Genomic DNA, 16,514 nt, shown 5'->3' with positions numbered 1-16,514 from the left:
TTAGCCGGCTACGGGAAACCGTATCTCGACCTTCAGGCCCTTCCCCTCGCGACCGTCCGCGAGGATCATCGTCGCTCCGTGCAGGCGGGCGATCTCCTCGACGATCGGCAGGCCGAGGCCGGTGCCGAGCTTATCCGAGCGGTCACCGCGATCAAAGCGCTTGAGTACCGACGCCCGTTTTTCCGGCGGAATGCCGGGACCATCGTCCTCGACCTCCAGCACAGCGGCACCGTCTTCCGACTTGACGCGAACCGTCACTTCGGCGCCGTTTCCTGCATAAAGCAGCGCATTGCCGATCAGGTTCTTCATCAGTTCGCCGATCAGCAGTGGCTCGGCGGAAACCATGACCTCCCCATCTCCCTCGAAACCGAGGTCGATACCGGCATCGGCGCCAAGCGGCACGTTGTCGGCCGTCGTACCGCGCGCCAACGCGGTCAGGTCGACCCGCTGCATCGAGGCCGACCGGGTGGCCGCATCGATCTTCGCCATCAGGAGAAGCTGGGCGAGGATGTGCTCTGCATCCGCCACCGCCTCGTCCGCCTTGCGGGCAGCCTCCTTGACCTCGGCAAGTTCGGTCGCACGGTCGGCAAGGGCAAGCTGAGTGCGGATGATGGTGAGCGGCGTGCGCAGCTGGTGGCTGGCATTGCCGGTGAAATGCCGTAGCGCCTCAAGCGCGCTTTCCAGGCGAACCATGAAGGAATTGACCGTGTCGACAAGGCCCTGCACCTCGTTCGGCACCCGTTCGCTGATCGGGTGAAGATCGTCCGGGCTGCGTTCGGCGATTGCCTCGCTGAAGCGGTAGAGCGGGCGGAGCGACAGCGTCACCGCCACCCAGACGATGATCGCGGCGCCGACGATCATGAACAGCAGACGCAGCGCGGAGCGGATCAGGATCGTCTGCGTCAGCTGCTGGCGGGCGATGGTGGTTTCCGCCACGGTCACCGTGAACGGCACGGAATTGATGCCGGTCGAAGCGGAGCGGGCAAGGGCGGCGACGCGGATCGGCTCGCCGCGGAACGTGGCGTTCTCGAACGCCGCCGCCTGGCCTTCCCGGCGCGGGATCGACGGCAGCGTCTGATAGCCGGTGATGAATTTTCCAGGCGGCCCATCGACGCGGTAGAAGACCCGGTCCTGCGCCGCCGAGGTCAGCATTTCCAGGGCCACGTAGGGGATGTCCACTTCGAGAGAACCGTCCTCGGCAACGATCACCCGCTCGGCGATCGCCAACGCGGAGCCGGCCAGCACGCGGTCGGACACGTCGTTTGCCGTATCGACCGCCTCGTCCCAGGTGTCGACCATGGCGATCGTGCCGATCACCGCCGTCGAGACGAGAAGCCAGGCAAGCAGCCGGCGGCGCAGGGAATAGGCAGCCAGTGGCGTCAAGGGCTGGGCGCCATGCGGGATTGGCGTCATGCCGTCGGTGCCGTGGTTTCGAGATAATAGCCGATGCCGCGGGCGGTCTTCACCGTGAGCCCGTGCGGGGCGAGACGCCGGCGCAGGCGGCTCACATATTGCTCGATCGCATTGGCGGAAAGGTCGTCGTCGAAGCCGGTCAGCGACGCCATGATCGCGTCCTTGGAGACCACCTTGCCGGCGCGCAGAAAGAGCAGTTCGAGAAGCGCCACCTCGCGTGCGGGCAGGTCCAGGGTGACGCCCTGGCTCGAAAAGGTCCGCGAATTCAGGTCGAAGGTGATGCCGCCATAGTTGACGATCGAGCTGCGAAGACCCGCCTGGCGGCGCAGCAGCACGCGGATGCGCGCCTCGAATTCCGGGATGTCGAACGGCTTGATCATATAGTCGTCGGCGCCGAGATCGAGCCCCTTCACCCGCTCCTCGGGCGTACCACGGGCGGTCAGGATCATCACCGCCGCCTTGTTCGCCCGCGCCCGCATGGCGCGCAGCACGTCGAGCCCGTCCATTTCCGGCAGGTTCAGGTCGAGAATGACGAGATCATAGGCCTCTGCGGCAGCGACAGCTTCCGCCGAAGCGCCATCGGCCACCGCATCGACCGCGTAACCGCTGCCGCGCAGGATCGTCGACAGCCCGTCGGCCAGCGCCTGATTGTCCTCGACCAGAAGAATACGCACGAAATCTCCCCGCTTCCGCAGACGATTATAAACGCGGAAGCGGCGATGTCACTGAGGCGCTGATACGGTGGTTACCGCGACCGTTATTGGGAACGGCCGATATAGTCCATCTTGCCGATCGGAACGCCCTTGTGGCGCAGGATGGCATAGGCCGTCGCGACGTGGAAATAGAAGTTCGGCAGCGCGAAGCCGAGCACGTAGCTCCTGCCGGTGAACTTCGTCTCGCCGCTGCGGGTCTTCAGGATCACCTCGGCGTCCTCACGGTCCGCCATGCTGGCCGGATCGACGCTGTTCAGGAAGGCCACGGTCTTTTCGATGCGGGCATGCAGATCGGCGAGGGTGACTTCGTCGTCGGCCATCGCGATGCTCTCGATCTGCCCGACGCGGACCGGCACGAATTTCGCCGTGTCGCTGGCTCGCTGGATCTGGGCGGTCAGCGGGTACATGTCGTGGACCAGCCGGGTTTCCAGCAGTTCCTTGTGGGCAATGCCCTTCTCGTCAGCGAAGGCTTCGCCTTTCCTGAGGATTTCCGTGAGGTTGCCGAAAGCGCGGATGAAAACCGGTACCGTGATATCGTAGAGTGTAAGCGACATGGTGCGAAACCTTCGTTGACGGACGGGGACGCCGGGGCTTCCGGCGCGAAAAGACCGCCCACACGTAATGGCACGGCATCGGAAAACAAGCCGGCAGATGGTTGCATCAGGCCCCCCTGTGGCGGGAATGTTACGGGTCATCCGATCGGCTTGTCGCCGCCGCCGCGGTGGGGCATTGTGAGCCCATGAAAAGGCTGCTTTTCTCACTCCTCTGTCTTGCCGTCTCGCCAGGTCTCGCCGGGGCGGATACCAAGCTGTTCCAAGCGCTTTCCGGGCGGGACGAGGCGCCGATGCTGACGGTCTATTCCTCGCTCGACGAGCCGCTCGCCAAGCCGATGATCGCCGGCTTCCAGACGGCCAATCCGGATGTGGCGGTGCGCTACGAGGACATGCTGACCGGCGAGATATACGACCGGATCGTCCGGGAAACGGACGCGGGCGGAAAGACCGCCGACTTCGCCTTTTCCTCCGCCATGGACCTGCAGGTGAAGCTCGCCAACGACGGCTACGCTCAGCGCAGCGACCTGCCGATGAGCGGGCAATGGCCGGGCTGGGCGAACTGGCGCAATACGGCCTATGCACTGACTTTCGAACCGGCCGTGTTCGTCTATCACAAGCCGAGTTTCAGGGATTCGTCCCCGCCCTCGACCCGGGCCGAACTGGTCGATTTCCTCCAGAAGCGGGGCGATTCGGTCTACGGCCGGATCGGCACCTACGACATCGAGCGTTCCGGGGTCGGTTTCCTGTTCATGGCGCGCGACCAGGAGCAGTTCGGCGATATCTGGTCGGTGATCCGGGCGATGGGTGCGGCGGGCGTGAAGCTCTACTCGACCAGCCAGGCGATCCTGGAACGCGTCGCCGACGGACGGTTCCTGCTCGGGTACAATATTCTCGGCTCCTATGCCGCCGACTGGGCTTCCCGTCATCCGGATGTCGGGATCGTGCTGCCGAAGGACTATACCGTGGTGATGTCGCGCATCGGCCTGGTGCCGCAGGCCGCCGCCGCTCCGGATCTCGGCAAGCGTTATCTCGAATTCTTCATGTCGAAGGAAGGCCAGACGATCATGGCCCGCGAACTGCAGATCCCCGCCGTCAGCCCGGAAGTCGCCGGCAACAACACCGCGACGACATTGCGGGAGATGCTCGGCGGACAATTGAAGCCGGTGCCGGTCAGCCTCGGGCTGATGGTCTATCTCGACCAGGTGAAGCGGGCACGGCTGATTTCCCGCTGGAATGAGGTCCTCAGGCTGCAATAGTCACAAAATTCGGCGGCGGCGGGTGGAAACCCCTTGCCAAATGGCAAGTCCAGGGAAAATGTCAGGTTAATGTCAGCTTCATATGCTGGCTTAGGGCATTCGGCCCCCATTTGGAGGTGGGGACCCGATTGACGATGGGAGGACATCGGTCAGGCGGTTCCCGCTTGCCAAACCCTCTCCCTCGTTCCGCCAACAAACATATCGCGTCGGATCACGACGCCAACGGAGGATCGACCCTTGAAACATTTCTTCCTTGCTTCCCTTCTCGCGGGCGCAATCGCACTTCCGGCCGCTGCGGCCGACTACTCGATCATGGCTCCGGCAGCGCCGGGCGGCGGCTGGGACCAGACCGCCCGCACCATGCAGACCGCTTTGCAGACCGAGAAGATCTCCGGCAAGGTTCAGGTCATGAACGTTCCGGGCGCCGGCGGCACGATCGGCATCGCCCAGTTCGCCAGCCAGCAGAAGGGCAATGCAAACGCCCTGATGGTCGGCGGTTATGTCATGGTCGGCGCCATCCTGACCAACAAGTCGCCGGTCACCCTGAAGGACGTCACCCCGATCGCTCGCCTCACGGGCGAGTACGAAGTGATCGTCGTACCGGCAGCCTCCGAGATCAAGACCGTTGCCGACCTCGTCGCCAAGCTGAAGGCAAACCCGGGCGCTGTTTCCTGGGGTGGCGGTTCGGCCGGCGGTACGGACCACATCACGGCGGGCTTGATCGCAAAGGCTGCCGGCGTTGATCCGACAAAGGTCAACTACATCGCGTTTTCCGGCGGCGGTGAAGCGCTCGCCGCCATCCTCGGCGGCCAAGTCACGGCCGGCATCTCGTCCTACGGCGAGTTCGAATCGCAGATCAAGGCCGGCGCGTTGCGTCTGCTCGCCATCTCCTCCGAAAAGAAGCTCGAAGGCATCAATGCCCCGACGCTGAAGGAATCCGGTCTTGATGTCGTGATCCAGAACTGGCGCATGGTCGCTGCCGCTCCCGGCCTGACCCCCGAGCAGAAGAAGGCCGTGACCGCCGACGTCGAAAAGCTCGCCAAGTCCAAGACCTGGCAGGACACCCTGAAGACCAAGGGCTGGATCGACACCTATCTCTCCGGTCCGGAATTCGAAGCGCAGCTTGCCAAGGACATTGCCGCGACTGAAACCATCCTGAAGGACATCGGACTGGTTAAATGAGCCTCGACAACAACAAAACGAGTACCGAACAGCGCCGCCCCGATTGGGCGGCGCTTGTTATTGCCGCCATCCTCGTCGCCGTCGCTGCCGTCATCTTCCTGGATGTCGACCGGCTGCGGGACATGGGCGGCTATAGCCAGGTCGGTCCCGCCACCGTTCCCAACTGGATCGCCTTCGCACTGATCGGCCTCGCAATCTGGACCGTATTCGCTGCGTTTCGTCGTGACTTTCCGGTCCGCGAAAAACAGGAATTCGGGCCTGTCGCCTGGGTCGTCGCCGGCCTTCTGGCGCAGATGATCCTCATTCGGATCGCCGGTTTCTCTATCGCCACGGGCACGCTGTTCGGCCTCGCCGCAGCGGGTTTCGGCGCCCGCAGGCTGTGGATCAGCATTCCGGTCGGCATTATCGTCTGTCTTGGCATCTGGTGGCTTTTTGCCGGCGTCCTGCAACTGTCGCTTCCGGCAGGCCCGCTCGAACACCTGATCCAGTGACGTGACCCTGAGAGTAAGATCATGAGCACATTCGAATTCCTTCTCCAGGGGCTCGTGTCGGCAATGGAGCCGATGAACCTCTTCTATGCGCTGATCGGCGTGACGCTGGGCACCATGGTCGGCGTGCTTCCGGGCATCGGTCCGGCGACCACCGTCGCCCTGCTTCTGCCGGTGACCTACCAGCTGGATGCGACCGGATCGCTGATCATGTTCGCCGGCATCTATTACGGCGGCATGTATGGCGGCTCGACCACCTCGATCCTCTTGAACACGCCGGGCGAAAGCGCCTCGATCGTCACCGCGCTCGAAGGCAACAAGATGGCCCGGGCGGGACGCGGCGGCCCGGCACTGGCGACGGCTGCGATCGGATCGTTCGTCGCCGGACTGATCGCCACCCTGGCGCTTGCCTTCATCGCGCCCTACATCGTCAAGCTGGCGCTGGTCTTCGGTCCGCGCGAGTATTTTGCGTTGATGGTTCTGGCCTTCGTCACCGTCTCCTCGGCCTTCGGCAGTTCGACGCTGCGCGGGCTCACATCGCTGTTCATCGGACTTGCCCTGTCGCTCGTCGGCATCGACCAGCTGACCGGGCAGAACCGTCTCTCCTTCGGGGTTCCGGACCTGCTCGACGGCATCGAGGTGACCACCATGGCGGTCGCCATGTTTGCGATCGGCGAAACGCTCTATATCGCCGCCCAGGGCGAAGCCGCGCCGGACAAGATCGAAGCGATCAGGGGCTCGGTCTGGATGACGGCGCAGGATTGGGGGCGTTCCTGGAAAGCCTGGCTGCGCGGCACCGTGATCGGCTTCCCGATCGGCGCGATGCCGGCCGGCGGCGCCGAGATCGGCACCTTCCTCTCCTACGCAACTGAGAAACGGCTTTCCAAGCACCCGGAAGAATTCGGCAACGGGGCAATTGAAGGCGTCGCCGGGCCGGAAGCGGCCAACAATGCGTCCGCCGCGGGCACGCTGGTGCCGCTCCTGACCCTCGGCCTGCCGACCTCGGCGACTGCCGCGATCATGCTCGCCGGCTTCCAGCAATACGGCCTGCAGCCCGGTCCGCTGCTGTTTGCGACCAACCCGCAGCTCGTCTGGGGCCTGATCGCCTCGCTGCTGATCGCCAACCTGATGCTGCTCGTGCTTAACCTGCCGCTGGTCGGCCTGTGGGTGAAGCTGCTGACCATTCCGAAGCCGTGGCTCTACGCGGGCATCCTGGTGTTCGCAACACTCGGCACGATCGGCGCCAACCCCTCGGTGTTCGAGCTCGGCATGCTGCTGGTCTTCGGGCTCGTCGCCTATATCATGCGCGTCTTCGATTATCCGATCGCGCCTGTCATCGTCGGCCTCATCCTCGGGCCGCTTGCCGAACAGCAGCTTCGCCGCGCGCTGGCAATCAGCCAGGGTGACGTGACGGTGCTGTTCACCTCGCCGATCGCCGCCGTGCTGCTGAGCGTGGCAGCGCTTGCCCTCATCCTGCCGCTCGTCCTGCGCGCACGCGGACGCGGCGACGCTCTTTCGCAGATGGCAGCCAGCGAAGACTGATCATAATGCTGCCAGCAAACTGAAAGCCCGGCTTCGGCCGGGCTTTTTTTATTGGCCGAACACGGACCAGCCGGTTCGGGTAGCCAGCATTTCCAGCGCCAGCGAACCGAGCAGCGAATTGCCGTTGTGATTGAGGCCCGGCGACCAGACGGCGACGGAGGCCTTGCCAGGTGCTACCGCCATGATGCCCCCACCGACACCGCTCTTTCCGGGCAGGCCGACACGGTAGGCGAAATCGCCCGATCCATCGTAATGGCCGCAGGTCAGCATCAGCGCATTGATGCGCCTTGCCCGCTGCTTCGAGACTACGGTGTGCCCGGTCAGCGGATTGCGGCCCGATGCGGCGAGGAAAAGGGCCGACTTGGCGAGCTGGGTGCAGGTCATCGCCAATGCGCAGTGGTGGAAATAGACGCCGAGGACATGTTCGACCGGATGGTCGAGCTTGCCGAAGGAGCGCATGAAATTGGCGAGCGCGAAATTGCGGAAACCCGTCGCCTGCTCCGACTTCGCCACTTCCGGATCGATGGCGATCGAATCGTCATCCGCCAGGTAACGCACAAAACGGACGATCTCGCCGATCGCCTCGCGCGGCGTGTGTCCGGCAAGCACGAGATCGCTGACGGCAATGGCGCCGGCATTGATGAAGGGATTGCGCGGTTTGCCTTCCTCATGTTCGAGCTGGACGATGGAATTGAAGGCCGATCCGGAGGGCTCGCGGCCGACGCGGTTCCAGGTGGTCTCGCCATGCTTGCCGAGCGCCAGCGTCAGCGTGAAGACCTTCGAGACGCTCTGGATCGAGAAGGGTTCGTCGCAATCGCCGGCCTTGAAGACCTGGCCGTCGACACCGATGATCGCCATTCCGAACTTCTTCGGATCGACATGGGCGAGCTGCGGGATGTAGTCGGCCACCTTGCCTTCGCCCAGACGCGGCGTCAGTTTCGTGTGGATCTCATCGACGATCGCCTGCAGGTCTGCCATCTCTTAACCCCGAATTGTTGCGCCCGGAGACGAGCCTTACTATTCGAAGGCGCTGCCGGAAAGATGGTTGCTGGCGGAAGCCTTCACCGCGCCGATCTCCGACCACAACGAGGCGATCATCGCCGGGTCCACATCGGCCATGATATCGCGCAGCCAGCCTTCGTGGGCGGCTGCCATGGCGACAAAAAGCTCGGTCCCGGCGGGCGTCAGCTTGGCGACGGTGACACGGCGGTCCCCGTCCGGCGTGACCCGCTGCACGAAACCGTCCGTCTCCAGCCGCTCCACCAGCCCGGTCACATTGCCGTTCGTCACCATGGTGCGCTTGGAAAGCTCGCCGAGCCTCAAGCCGTCCGCTTCGCGATAGAGCTGCGCCATCAGATCGAACTGGGGAAGCGTCGCGCCGAACTCGGTGCGGAGCCGGCGGCGGATTTCCGTGGTGATCAGCTTGGTGGTGGACAGCATGCGCAGCCAGAGCCGCGTCTCAGGCTTGTTCTTCCCATGCGGGCCATGGGCGATCAGTTCCAGGTCGGCGCTTGCCGCTTCCGCTTCCATGACTATACCCCGAGATATCGATCCTGCAGTTCCGTCGTCAGGTCCGCGGGCCTGCCACTCCAGGCGCTTCTTCCGTTTTCCAGGATGACGCAGCGGTCCGCAACCGGCAAAAGCTCCGAAAGCGTCTTATCCACCACGAGGATCGACAGACCTTCGGCTTTCAGCCGCCTGATCGCCTTCCAGATATCCTGGCGGATGACCGGGGCAAGGCCTTCGGTCGCCTCGTCGAGAATGAGAAGGCGCGGATTGGTCATCAGCGCACGGCCGATCGCCAGCATCTGCTGCTCGCCGCCCGACAGCGATCTTGCCATCTGGGCATGCCGCTCCTCAAGCCGGGGAAACAGTTCGCTGACGCGTTCCAGCGTCCATTGGCCGGGCCGCGCGGCAGCGAAAAGGTTTTCATGGACCGTGAGGTTCGGGAAACAACGGCGGCCTTCTGGCACCAGGCCGATGCCGAGCTTGGCGACATGATGCGGCCGCTTGCCCTTCGTATCCGTGCCGCCGATCTTCACCGCACCGGCACGTGGGGGATTGAGGTTGCAGATGGCACGGATCGTCGTGGTCTTGCCCATGCCGTTGCGGCCCATCAGGGCGACGGCCTCGCCCTCGGCGACCGAAAGGTCGACGCCGAACAATGCCTGGCTGGCGCCATAAAATGCTTCGATCTCCGTTACATCGAGCAGCATCAGGCATGGTCTCCGAGATAGGCGGTGCGCACCGTGGGGTCGCGGCGGATCTCCTCCACCGTGCCGGTCGCAATGATGCGGCCGTAGACGAGCACCGAAATCCGGTCGGCGAGCGCGAAGACGGCATCCATGTCGTGCTCGACCAGCAGGATCGGCGCTTCATGCCGCAGGGTATCGAGAAAGTGGGTCAGCGATTTCGAGCCTTCCGGCCCCATGCCGGCCATTGGTTCATCGAGAAGGAAGGCTTTCGAGCCGAGCGCCAGCGCCATGGCGATTTCGAGCTGCCGGCGCTCGCCATGGGAAAGCTCGGCGGCAGGAATGCGGGCGCGGGCGGTTAAACCGACGCGTTCCAGCATCGCCATGGCGGTATCGATCAGCGACCTGTCGCGCATGACGGGTTTGAAGAAACGGAAGCTCGAGCCCTGCTTTGCCTGGACCGCCAGCATGACGTTGCGCAGGCCCGAAAAATCCGGCGCGATCGACGAGACCTGGAAGGTGCGGCCAAGTCCAAGGCGGGCGCGTTCGGCAACCCCGAACGAACCGATATCCTGCCCGTCAAAACGGATCGAGCCGCTATCCTGCCGGAGCGTGCCGCAGATCTGGTGGATGAGCGTCGATTTGCCGGCGCCGTTCGGGCCGATCAGGGCGTGGATTTCGCCCGGACGCAGGTCGAGCGTCACGCCATCGGTCGCCCGGAGAGCGCCGAAGTTCTTGACGAGATTGGAGATCTGGAGAACCGGCTCAACCATGTTTGGCCTTTCCGGCAAGCAGGCCCAGAAGACCGCCGCGCGCAAACAGCACGACGGCGAGCAGGATGAGGCCGAGGAAGAACTGCCAGCGCTCCGTGAGACCGCCGAGCGCAAATTCGAAGATCACGTAGAGTGCTGCACCCGCCAGCGGCCCGAACAGCCGACCGGTGCCGCCGAGGATGATCAGCACGATCAACTCGCCCGACATGTGCCAGGAGAGCATGGACGGGCTGACGAAGCGGTTGAGATCAGCAAACAGGGCGCCGGCAAGGCCGGTGACCGCCGCCGAGATCGCGAAGGCGGTGAGCCGGATGCGATAGGGCTGGATGCCGACGGTCGCGACGCGCACCTCGTTCTGCCGCGCCGCCTGCAGCGCCGTGCCGAAACGCGAGGCGCGGATCAGCGCAAAAAGGCCGAGCGCCAGCAGCAGGACAACGTAGCAGATCAGGAAGAAGGTCAGCGGCCGCATGGTGTTGACGCCGGGAAACTGGTTGCGGACGAGTATCGACAACCCGTCCTCGCCGCCATAGGCGGGCCAGGAGATCGCGAAATAGTAGACCATCTGCGCAAAGGCGAGCGTGATCATGATGAAGTAGACGCCCGAGGTGCGCAGGCTGATCGCGCCGATCGCCAGGCCGACGAGGGCCGACAGGATCACTGCGACGATCCAGATCACCCACATCTGCTTCGAGCCAGAGAGGTCGAACAGCAGCGGATCGCCGGAAAAGGCATGAGCCGCCAGAATGCCGGCCACATACCCGCCGATACCAAAGAAGGCTGCGTGACCGAAGGAGACGAGCCCGCCGAGGCCGAGCGCCAAGTTTAGGCCCGTCGCGGCGAGCGCAAGGATTGCGATGCGGGTCGCCAGCGTGATGTAGAACGGCTGGCCGAGCGCGTTCGCCGCAAAGGGCACAGCGAGAAGCAGGGCCGCCAGAATGAGGTTGATGAGGTTTTCGCGGGTCACGATCATGATCTCACGCATGCGCCGCGGGGAAGAGGCCGCGCGGCTTGACCGCGAGAATGACCGCCATGACGATATAGATCAGCATCGAGGCCGCAGCGCCGCCGATCATGCCGGCCTGCGCCGGAGCGACGAACAGCGCCAGGATCTTCGGCAACAGAAAACGCCCCATCGTATCGGTAACCCCGACCAGCAGGGCACCGAGCAGCGCACCCTTGATCGAGCCGATGCCGCCGATGACGATGACCACGAAGGCGAGGATCAGCACCGGCTCACCCATGCCGACCTGCACCGACTGCAGCGCGCCGACCATGGCGCCGGCAAGGCCTGCCAGCGCCGCACCGAGCGCGAAGACGACGGTATAAAGCGTGCGGATATCGACGCCTAAAGCGCCGATCATCTCGCGATCGCTTTCGCCAGCGCGGATGCGCATGCCGAGGCGGGTCCGGGAGATCAGCAGGTAGAGGCCGAAGGCCACGATCGCGCCGGCGAGGATGATCGCCAGGCGGTAGACCGGATATTCCGTGCCGCCCGGCAGCGCGACTGCGCCCTGCAGCAGCGGCGGAATATCGAGATAGAGCGGGAAGGAACCGAACAGCCAGCGCGTGCCTTCCGAAAATATCAGGATCAGCGCGAAGGTGGCGAGCACCTGGTCGAGGTGGTCGCGGTCGTAGAGCCTGCGGATCACCACGAGCTCGACGATCGCCCCGGCGGCGGCGGCCGCGGCGAGACTAGCGATCAATCCGATCCAGAACGAGCCGGTCCACGCCGCCACGGTGGCGCAGGCGAATGCGCCGACCATGTAGAGCGAGCCGTGAGCGAGGTTGATCAGGCCCATGACGCCGAAGATCAGCGTCAGCCCGGCGGCCATGAGAAACAACATGACGCCGAGCTGCAGGCCGTTGAGCAACTGCTCCAGAGCAAGTGCCAAAGTCACGAGACGACCTTAGATCTTGCAGTCTTTGGCGTAGGCATCGCCGTGATCGGCGAAGATCTTCTCCACCGTCTTGTTGGTGATGACGCCGTTTTGCTTCACCACTTCCGTCAGGTAGATGTCCTGGATCGGATGCTGGTTGGTGTTGAACTTGAATTTTCCGCGCGGGGACTGGATATCGGCCTTCTTCAGTTCGGCACCGAAGGCATCGGCGTTCTTGACGCTGGCCTTGGACGCTGCGGCAACGATGAGCTGGGCAGCGTCATAGGCCTGGACGGCATAGATGGACGGCAGGCGGTTATATTCCTTCTGGAAATCCGCCAGGAACTTCTTGCTCGCGGCGTTGTCGAAGTCCGGGGCCCACTGGCCGGAGGCCTTGGCGCCGACAGCGGCGTCGCCGATGGCCGGCAGGACGTCCTGGCTGAAGGAGAAGCCCGGGCCCATGACCGGGATTTTTACGCCCGACTGGGCGAACTGCTTCATGAAGGCGATGCCCATGCCGCCGGGCAGGAAGACGAAGATGCCGTCGGCACCGGAGGCGCGCATCTGGGCGATTTCGGCAGCATAGTCGGTCTGGCCGACCTGGGTGTAGACCTCGGCGGCGAGCTGGCCCTTGTAATAACGCTTGAAGCCGGTCAGCGAATCCTTGCCGGCCGGATAGTTCGGAGCGAGGATGAACATCTTCTTGTAGCCCTTGTTGGCATATTCGCCCATGGCTTCATGAAGGTTGTCGTTCTGGTAGGCGGCGTTGAAATAGAGCTTGTTGCAATTGGCGCCGGCAAGCGCCGCAGGGGCCGCATTGGTCGAGACGTAGAACTTGCCCTGGGCCACCGCGCTCGGCGCAACCGCCATCAGCAGGTTCGACCAGACGATGCCGGTGAGGATATCGACCTTGTCGCTCTGGATCATCTTGTCGGCGATCTGCACGGCCAGTTCCGGCTTCTGCGCATCGTCTTCGGTGACGACGGTGATGTCCTTGTTGCCGGCATTCTTGATCGCCAGCATGAAACCGTCGCGGGTATCGATGCCAAGGCCGGCGCCACCGCCTGAAAGCGTGGTGATCATGCCGATCTTCAGCGGCTCGGCGAAAGCCATGCCGGTGGTGCTCATGCTCAGCGCCAAAGTGGCTGCAGCAAGCATTTTCTTCATGTGACGAACTCCCGTTTGTTTTTGTGTCGTTCCCGATGCCTTCGACGGACTTGAACATCCGCCGGGTCTTCTTTGTCTTCCACATTTGCGTGGAAACTTCCACTCTGCATATGCGGCGAAATTCAACCGTTATTCACTATGGTTACGCCGAGGGTTTCTGCTTCAGGCGGAAGCGCTGGATCTTGCCGGACTCGGTCTTCGGCAGCGCCTCGGTGAAGACGACGGAGCGCGGATATTTGTAAGGCGCGATGACCGCCTTGACGTGATCCTGCAGGATCTTGACGAGCAGGTCGCTTGCCTCGAAGCCTTTCGCCAGCACCACATGCGCCTCGACGATCGTGCCGCGCCCATCGTCCGGCGCGCCGATTACCGCGCATTCCAGCACCGCATCGTGCTTCAGAAGTGCTGCTTCGACTTCCGGGCCGGCGATGTTGTAGCCGGCCGAGACGATCATGTCGTCGGAGCGGGCGGCGAAGTGGAAATAACCGTCCTCGTCCTCGACGAAACTGTCACCCGTCAGGTTCCAGCCATCCCTGACGTATTCCTTCTGGCGGTCGTCGGCGAGATAACGGCAGCCGATCGGTCCCTTGACCGCCAGCCTGCCGATCGTGCCGCGCGGCACTTCGTTCATGTCGTCGTCGACGACCATCGCCTCGTAGCCGGTAAGCGGCTTGCCGGTACAGGCGGGTTTGGAATCGCCGAGCCGGTTCGAGATGAAGATATGCAGCATCTCGGTGGCGCCGATGCCATCGAGGATCGGCTTGCCGGTCTTCGCCACCCATTCGTCGAAGACAGGCGCCGGCAGCGTCTCGCCAGCGGAAACCGCAATGCGCAGCGACGACAGGTCGGCACCGGCATCCATCGCCGCCAGCATGGCGCGATAAGCGGTCGGCGCAGTGAAGCTGATCGTCGCCTTGTAGGTCTCGATGATCTCGATCATCTTGGGCGGCGTCGCCTGTTCCAGAAGGGTGGCGGCTGCACCAAAACGCAGCGGGAAAACCGCGAGGCCGCCGAGGCCGAAAGTGAAGGCAAGCGGTGGGGACCCGACGAACACGTCGTCCGGCGTCACGTCCAGCACTTCCTTCGCGTAGGCATCGGCGATGATCAGGATATCGCGGTGGAAATGCATGGTCGCCTTCGGCACGCCGGTGGAACCGGACGTGAAGCCGAGCAGGGCGACGTCGTCGCGGCCGGTTTTCACCGCTTCGAAACGGACCGGCTTGTTGAGCGCCGCCCGATCGAGCTCGGCGTCATGGTTGGCGGTGCCGTCGAAGCCGATCACCTGTTTCAGGAACCGGCTTTCCTTGGCGCAGGCGACCAGTTCGTCCATCAGCCGCGTATCGCAGAGCGCGATCGAGATTTCCGCCTTGTCGATGATCTTGGCGAGCTCGCCGGAGCGCAGCATCGGCATCGTGTTGACGACGACTGCGCCGGCCTTCGTTGCTGCCAGCCAGCAGGCAACCATGGCCGGGTTGTTGGCGGAACGGATCAGCACCCGGTTGCCGGGTTTCAGGCCGTAGTCCTCGGTCAGCGCCTGGGCGATGCGGTTCGTCCAGTCGGACAATTCCTTGTAGGTGCGGCGGCGGCCGTTGCCGATGAGCGCAGTGTTGTCGCCGAAGCCGCGCTCGACCATGCGGTCGGTGAGCTCGACGCCCGCATTCATCCATTCCGGATAATCGAAGCCATCAAGCCTGATTTCCGGCCACTGATCCGGCGGCGGAAGATTGTCGCGGGCAAACGTATCCAGATGGCCTGACGGTCCCAGCATATTTTCGTTCCCAAGCATTTTTTATATAGCGGCTTTTTGCCTTTCGCCCAGAAAAGCACTGCTTTCTCTCGGTTGCAAGAGAGAAAGTTTAAGTTTGTAATAATTTTTCATCCGACGATTTTTGAAGCTGCGACGGGCTTCCAAGCGGGTTGATGCGGTGACAGTATGGCGTTCGAAATCAAGCGGATCGAAGGGAAAGTGAAGATGCGTCATCGGATCAGCGACTGGGACAATGCCTATGCCAACGGCATCAACATTCCCCAGGGCGACCGCTGGCCGGCAGCATGGGTGGAGCCGGCACGACGTTATCGCGAGGCGCTCGCCACAGCCGGCCGCGCCAGGCTCGGCCTTTCCTACGGCGAGAAGCCGCGCAACCGCTTCGACCTTTTCCTGCCTGAAACCGATCCGGTCGGCCTCGTGGTTTTCGTCCACGGCGGCTTCTGGATCGGTCTCGACAACAGCTATTGGTCGCAGTTCGCCAAGGGTTCGGTAGAGCGCGGATATGCTGTCGCCATGCCGATGTACACGCTGGCGCCGGAAAACCGCATTTCAGGCATCACGCTGGAAATCGGCAAGGCGATCGAGGCTGCTGCAGAGGACGTGGCGGGACCGATCCGGCTGATCGGCCATTCGGCGGGCGGCCATCTGGTGACGCGGATGATCTCGGCCACCTCCCCGCTGCCGGAGGCAGTGCGCAGCCGCATCGTCAACACGGTCTCGCTTTCCGGCGTGCATGACCTGCGGCCGATCATGAAGACGAAGATGAACGAAAAGCAGCGGATCGATATCGAAGAAGCCTACCGGGAAAGCCCCGCCCTGCTGGAGCCGCTTGGCGGCGCTCGAGTGACCTGCTGGGTTGGAGCGGGCGAGCGCGCCGAGTTCATCCGTCAGAACGCGCTGCTGGCAAGCATCTGGAAGGGGCTGGGCGCCGAGACGGACGCCGTCGAGGAGCCGGACAAGCATCACTTCACCATCCTCGATGGCATGGAGGATCCTGCCCATCCGCTGATGGATGCGCTGTTTTCCTAAAGCGAAGCCGCAGCCCGGGCGGCCTGGTCGTAATGGCCGGACAGGGCGCGCAGGCGGGCCGCCATGGCCGACAGGGTTTCCCCCGAAACCTCGGTGGCCAGCACCGATTTGACCAGCAATTCCTCGCGCACCGCCGCATAACGCCTGCAGGCCTCGGCGCCCGCCTCCGTCACCATGACCAGCTTTTCCTTGCCGCGGCGGCCGGATTTGATCAGCTTCAGGCGCTCGAGTTTCTTCAGCGCGTAGGTCACCACATGCGTGTCCTCGATGTTGAGGACCAGTGCGATATCGGCGAGCGTCTTTGCCTTGTTGCGGCTGTTGATATTGTGCAGCACGAGGATATCGATCGGCGAGAGATCCGGCACGCCGGCAGCCGACATGCACCGGACCATCCAGCGGCTGAACGCGTGGTTCAGCATGATCATGCCGAATTCGATCTCGGAGAGCGCCGGCAATGCGCCGCTCGCCAAGTGCCCGGAGGATACGATCGGGCCGAATTCACTCTTTTCCGATGCCATGATTTTTCCTCCCGGGACGAGCGCGCCGCAGGCGGATGCCTG

The 16,514-nt window shown here is 63.5% G+C and carries 17 protein-coding genes; 5 read left to right on the top strand and 12 right to left on the bottom strand.

Features of this window, described 5'->3' with window-relative positions; all coding sequences use genetic code 11:
* The 3 genes from ACSQ3G_RS21110 to ACSQ3G_RS21100 all read right to left on the bottom strand — a co-directional run bounded on the left by ACSQ3G_RS21110 (window position 1) and on the right by ACSQ3G_RS21100 (window position 2,680).
* On the bottom strand, window positions 1-1,413 hold the full coding sequence (locus ACSQ3G_RS21110) for a sensor histidine kinase (RefSeq protein WP_436111414.1): 1,413 nt from the start codon (window positions 1,411-1,413) through the stop codon (window positions 1-3).
* Entirely contained in the window at window positions 1,410-2,087 is a 678-nt protein-coding gene (locus tag ACSQ3G_RS21105) for a response regulator transcription factor (RefSeq protein WP_105440144.1), read from the bottom strand. Before ACSQ3G_RS21105 ends, ACSQ3G_RS21110 begins: the two co-directional genes overlap by 4 nt.
* Window positions 2,088-2,170: 83 nt before the next feature.
* A complete protein-coding gene (locus ACSQ3G_RS21100) occupies window positions 2,171-2,680 on the bottom strand; it encodes a DUF1993 domain-containing protein (protein ID WP_436111413.1) in 510 nt (169 codons plus the stop codon).
* Between the two features lie 185 nt (window positions 2,681-2,865).
* Here ACSQ3G_RS21100 and ACSQ3G_RS21095 point away from each other — a divergent pair, with 185 nt between their 5' ends.
* The 4 genes from ACSQ3G_RS21095 (at window position 2,866) to ACSQ3G_RS21080 (ending at window position 7,148) form a co-directional block, all read left to right on the top strand.
* Window positions 2,866-3,936, top strand: coding sequence for an ABC transporter substrate-binding protein (locus tag ACSQ3G_RS21095; protein ID WP_436111412.1), 1,071 nt, complete (start codon window positions 2,866-2,868; stop codon window positions 3,934-3,936).
* 237 nt (window positions 3,937-4,173) lie between these two features.
* A complete protein-coding gene (locus ACSQ3G_RS21090; RefSeq protein ID WP_105402261.1) occupies window positions 4,174-5,118 on the top strand; it encodes a Bug family tripartite tricarboxylate transporter substrate binding protein in 945 nt (314 codons plus the stop codon).
* Entirely contained in the window at window positions 5,115-5,609 is a 495-nt protein-coding gene (locus ACSQ3G_RS21085; RefSeq protein ID WP_436111411.1) for a tripartite tricarboxylate transporter TctB family protein, read from the top strand. Before ACSQ3G_RS21090 ends, ACSQ3G_RS21085 begins: the two co-directional genes overlap by 4 nt.
* A gap of 21 nt (window positions 5,610-5,630) precedes the next feature.
* Complete coding sequence (locus tag ACSQ3G_RS21080; RefSeq protein ID WP_046637891.1) at window positions 5,631-7,148, top strand: tripartite tricarboxylate transporter permease; 1,518 nt, start codon at window positions 5,631-5,633, stop codon at window positions 7,146-7,148.
* A gap of 48 nt (window positions 7,149-7,196) precedes the next feature.
* On the opposite strand, the gene ACSQ3G_RS21075 is transcribed toward ACSQ3G_RS21080, so the two are convergent.
* The 8 genes from ACSQ3G_RS21075 to ACSQ3G_RS21040 form a co-directional block, all read right to left on the bottom strand.
* Window positions 7,197-8,126 carry a glutaminase gene (locus tag ACSQ3G_RS21075; RefSeq protein ID WP_436111410.1) on the bottom strand — a complete coding sequence of 310 codons (930 nt, stop codon included), beginning with the start codon at window positions 8,124-8,126 and terminating at the stop codon, window positions 7,197-7,199.
* Between the two features lie 39 nt (window positions 8,127-8,165).
* Window positions 8,166-8,678 (bottom strand): MarR family winged helix-turn-helix transcriptional regulator, encoded by a 513-nt coding sequence (locus ACSQ3G_RS21070; protein WP_037080105.1) that lies wholly within the window; start codon window positions 8,676-8,678, stop codon window positions 8,166-8,168.
* A 2-nt stretch (window positions 8,679-8,680) separates the two neighbouring features.
* Entirely contained in the window at window positions 8,681-9,364 is a 684-nt protein-coding gene (locus ACSQ3G_RS21065; protein ID WP_436111409.1) for an ABC transporter ATP-binding protein, read from the bottom strand.
* The gene (locus tag ACSQ3G_RS21060) at window positions 9,364-10,113 is read right to left on the bottom strand and encodes an ABC transporter ATP-binding protein (RefSeq protein WP_105424755.1); all 750 of its coding nucleotides are present in this window, start codon (window positions 10,111-10,113) and stop codon (window positions 9,364-9,366) included. Before ACSQ3G_RS21060 ends, ACSQ3G_RS21065 begins: the two co-directional genes overlap by 1 nt.
* Window positions 10,106-11,083: a branched-chain amino acid ABC transporter permease gene (locus ACSQ3G_RS21055; RefSeq protein ID WP_436111408.1), complete on the bottom strand. Its 978-nt coding sequence runs from the start codon at window positions 11,081-11,083 to the stop codon at window positions 10,106-10,108. Before ACSQ3G_RS21055 ends, ACSQ3G_RS21060 begins: the two co-directional genes overlap by 8 nt.
* A gap of 4 nt (window positions 11,084-11,087) precedes the next feature.
* Window positions 11,088-12,011, bottom strand: coding sequence for a branched-chain amino acid ABC transporter permease (locus ACSQ3G_RS21050; protein WP_436111407.1), 924 nt, complete (start codon window positions 12,009-12,011; stop codon window positions 11,088-11,090).
* Between the two features lie 9 nt (window positions 12,012-12,020).
* On the bottom strand, window positions 12,021-13,157 hold the full coding sequence (locus ACSQ3G_RS21045; protein WP_038547751.1) for an ABC transporter substrate-binding protein: 1,137 nt from the start codon (window positions 13,155-13,157) through the stop codon (window positions 12,021-12,023).
* 142 nt (window positions 13,158-13,299) lie between these two features.
* Window positions 13,300-14,925, bottom strand: coding sequence for an AMP-binding protein (locus tag ACSQ3G_RS21040; RefSeq protein ID WP_436111406.1), 1,626 nt, complete (start codon window positions 14,923-14,925; stop codon window positions 13,300-13,302).
* A 165-nt stretch (window positions 14,926-15,090) separates the two neighbouring features.
* On the opposite strand from ACSQ3G_RS21040, the gene ACSQ3G_RS21035 reads away from it, so the two are divergent.
* Window positions 15,091-15,954 carry a hormone-sensitive lipase gene (locus ACSQ3G_RS21035; RefSeq protein ID WP_436111405.1) on the top strand — a complete coding sequence of 288 codons (864 nt, stop codon included), beginning with the start codon at window positions 15,091-15,093 and terminating at the stop codon, window positions 15,952-15,954.
* Here the strand turns inward: ACSQ3G_RS21035 and ACSQ3G_RS21030 are convergent.
* Entirely contained in the window at window positions 15,951-16,472 is a 522-nt protein-coding gene (locus ACSQ3G_RS21030; protein ID WP_046600437.1) for a winged helix DNA-binding protein, read from the bottom strand. The two genes, ACSQ3G_RS21035 and ACSQ3G_RS21030, sit on opposite strands and share 4 nt — an antisense overlap.
* Window positions 16,473-16,514 lie beyond the last annotated feature (42 nt).

This window comes from Neorhizobium tomejilense, from assembly GCF_964254135.1.
Taxonomy (GTDB): Bacteria; Pseudomonadota; Alphaproteobacteria; order Rhizobiales; family Rhizobiaceae; genus Neorhizobium; species Neorhizobium tomejilense.
The sequence above is the reverse complement of the archived record's forward strand: the minus strand, read 5'-3'. Positions and strand labels throughout refer to the sequence as shown.

Excerpts from the sequence above, each read along its gene's own strand:
- ACSQ3G_RS21095 (WP_436111412.1), top strand. The coding sequence starts at position 2,866 with ATGAAAAGGCTGCTTTTCTCACTCCTCTGTCTTGCCGTCTCGCCAGGT.
- ACSQ3G_RS21060 (WP_105424755.1), bottom strand. The coding sequence starts at position 10,113 with ATGGTTGAGCCGGTTCTCCAGATCTCCAATCTCGTCAAGAACTTCGGC.
- ACSQ3G_RS21045 (WP_038547751.1), bottom strand. The coding sequence starts at position 13,157 with ATGAAGAAAATGCTTGCTGCAGCCACTTTGGCGCTGAGCATGAGCACC.
- ACSQ3G_RS21110 (WP_436111414.1), bottom strand. The coding sequence starts at position 1,413 with ATGACGCCAATCCCGCATGGCGCCCAGCCCTTGACGCCACTGGCTGCC.
- ACSQ3G_RS21075 (WP_436111410.1), bottom strand. The coding sequence starts at position 8,126 with ATGGCAGACCTGCAGGCGATCGTCGATGAGATCCACACGAAACTGACG.
- ACSQ3G_RS21100 (WP_436111413.1), bottom strand. The coding sequence starts at position 2,680 with ATGTCGCTTACACTCTACGATATCACGGTACCGGTTTTCATCCGCGCT.
- ACSQ3G_RS21055 (WP_436111408.1), bottom strand. The coding sequence starts at position 11,083 with ATGATCGTGACCCGCGAAAACCTCATCAACCTCATTCTGGCGGCCCTG.
- ACSQ3G_RS21085 (WP_436111411.1), top strand. The coding sequence starts at position 5,115 with ATGAGCCTCGACAACAACAAAACGAGTACCGAACAGCGCCGCCCCGAT.
- ACSQ3G_RS21040 (WP_436111406.1), bottom strand. The coding sequence starts at position 14,925 with ATGCTGGGACCGTCAGGCCATCTGGATACGTTTGCCCGCGACAATCTT.
- ACSQ3G_RS21030 (WP_046600437.1), bottom strand. The coding sequence starts at position 16,472 with ATGGCATCGGAAAAGAGTGAATTCGGCCCGATCGTATCCTCCGGGCAC.
- ACSQ3G_RS21035 (WP_436111405.1), top strand. The coding sequence starts at position 15,091 with ATGGCGTTCGAAATCAAGCGGATCGAAGGGAAAGTGAAGATGCGTCAT.
- ACSQ3G_RS21080 (WP_046637891.1), top strand. The coding sequence starts at position 5,631 with ATGAGCACATTCGAATTCCTTCTCCAGGGGCTCGTGTCGGCAATGGAG.
- ACSQ3G_RS21070 (WP_037080105.1), bottom strand. The coding sequence starts at position 8,678 with ATGGAAGCGGAAGCGGCAAGCGCCGACCTGGAACTGATCGCCCATGGC.
- ACSQ3G_RS21065 (WP_436111409.1), bottom strand. The coding sequence starts at position 9,364 with ATGCTGCTCGATGTAACGGAGATCGAAGCATTTTATGGCGCCAGCCAG.